General features: G+C 62.3%; 2 protein-coding genes. Both read left to right on the forward strand.

The window, feature by feature from the left end; genetic code table 11:
• The coding region (istA, locus tag VIQ49_RS18640; protein ID WP_331887294.1) for an IS21 family transposase at nucleotides 1-1,255 on the forward strand (1,255 nt) is incomplete at its 5' end.
• On the forward strand, nucleotides 1,252-1,977 hold a 726-nt coding region (istB, locus tag VIQ49_RS18645; RefSeq protein ID WP_331887296.1), incomplete at its 3' end, for an IS21-like element helper ATPase IstB. The genes istA and istB, both read left to right, overlap by 4 nt.

Raw genomic sequence — 1,977 nt, forward strand, 5'->3', positions numbered from 1 at the left:
GGAGGATTGGGCGGAGATCCGCCGTTTGCATCGGGCTGAGAGCCTGTCGATCAGCGAGATCGCGCGGCGGTTGGGGGTGACGCGTAATACCGTGCGCTCGGCGTTGGCATCGGATCGTCCTCCGAAGTATCAACGAAAACGCCAGCGCACGCTCGCCGATACGGTCGAGCCGCAGGTGCGGGCACTGTTGTCAGAGTTCCCTCGGATGCCGGCGACGGTGATCGCCGAGCGGATCGGGTGGCAGCATTCGATTACCACGATCAAGGACCGCATTCGTGAGATCCGTCCGGAGTACGTGGGTGTCGATCCGGTGGATCGTTTCGTCTACAAGCCTGGAGCGATCGCGCAGTGCGACTTGTGGTTTCCCGAGACCGTGGTGCCGGTCGGTGGCGGTCAGGAACGGGTACTGCCGGTGTTGGTGATGACGTCGGGGTACTCGCGGTTCATCTCGGCGGTGATGATTCCCTCGCGGCAAGGTGGTGACATCTTGTCGGGGATGTGGGAACTGATCTCGGGGTTGGGTAAGGTCCCGAAAACGCTGGTGTGGGACCGGGAATCAGCAATCGGAGGCACCGGGAAGGTCACCACACCTGCTGCTGCGTTCGCCGGGACGTTAGCGACTCGAATCCAGTTGGCTCCACCGCGGGACCCGGAGTACAAGGGCATGGTCGAACGCGCCAACGGCTACCTGGAAACCTCGTTTCTACCCGGCCGGCGGTTCACCTCACCGACTGATTTCAACACCCAACTCCATGACTGGCTCACACGAGCGAATACTCGCACGGTGAGGGCGATCGGTGGCCGACCTGTCGATCTGCTCGCCACCGACGTTGCGGCGATGATCGAACTGCCACCGGTCATTCCGGCGATAGGACTCAGTCACCGGATCCGGTTGGCGCGGGATTATTACGTGCGTGTCGACGGCGCCGACTACTCGATCGACCCGCGAGTGATCGGCCGGTTCGTCGATGTGAGCGCCAGCCCGACCCGCGTGGTGGCCCGCTGCGACGACCAGATCGTGGCTCGTCATGACCGATCGTGGGCGAAGCACGTGGTCGTCACCGACCCCGATCACGTCAATGTCGCTGCGCAACTGCGCCGCGGATTGGCGGACGAACGGCGCCGCCGCACAGCAGCCGCCACACGCCGACACATCGACGGGCACCCCGTCTCGTTGCGGGCATTGCCAGACTACGACGCATTGTTCGGCGTCGATTTCGAATCCACCCCGACAACAGTGAGGACCACATCATGACGACCGCAACCAAGAAGAAAGCCGCCGAGGCGGCCGCCTCGGCACCGCCAGCGGACGGGATTCCGTCCCAGATCGCCTATCTGACAAGAGTATTGAAAACTCCGACGATCGGACGAGTATGGGAAGAACTCGCCGATCACGCCCGCGACGAAAACTGGTCACACGAGGAATACCTCGCAGCAGTATTGGGCCGCCAACTCGCCGATCGTGAGTCGGCGGGCACGATCATGCGGATCCGCACGGCGCACTTCCCGGCAGTGAAAACACTCGAGGACTTCAACCTCGACCACCTGCCGAGCTTGCGACGTGATGTGCTGGCGCACTTGGCGACTGGAATGTTCGTTCCCAAAGCGGAAAACGTCATCCTGCTCGGGCCCCCGGGTATCGGCAAGACGCACATCGCGATCGGACTCGGAGTCAAGGCCGCCTACGCCGGATATTCCGTCCTGTTCGACACCGCATCGAACTGGATCACTCGGTTGAGCACCGCCCATCATGCAGGGCAACTCGAAACCGAACTCAAGAAGATCCGCCGTTACAAATTGATCATCATCGACGAGGTCGGGTACATCCCGTTCGACCAGGACGCGGCGAACTTGTTCTTCCAGCTGATCGCCTCCCGATACGAGCAAGGCTCGGTCATGGTCACCTCCAACCTCCCGTTCGGGCGATGGGGCGAGACATTTTCCGACGACGTCGTCGCCGCAGCGATGATCGACCGA

Origin of the sequence: Williamsia sp. (genome assembly GCF_036566845.1) — a bacterium.
Lineage (GTDB): Bacteria > Actinomycetota > Actinomycetes > Mycobacteriales > Mycobacteriaceae > Williamsia.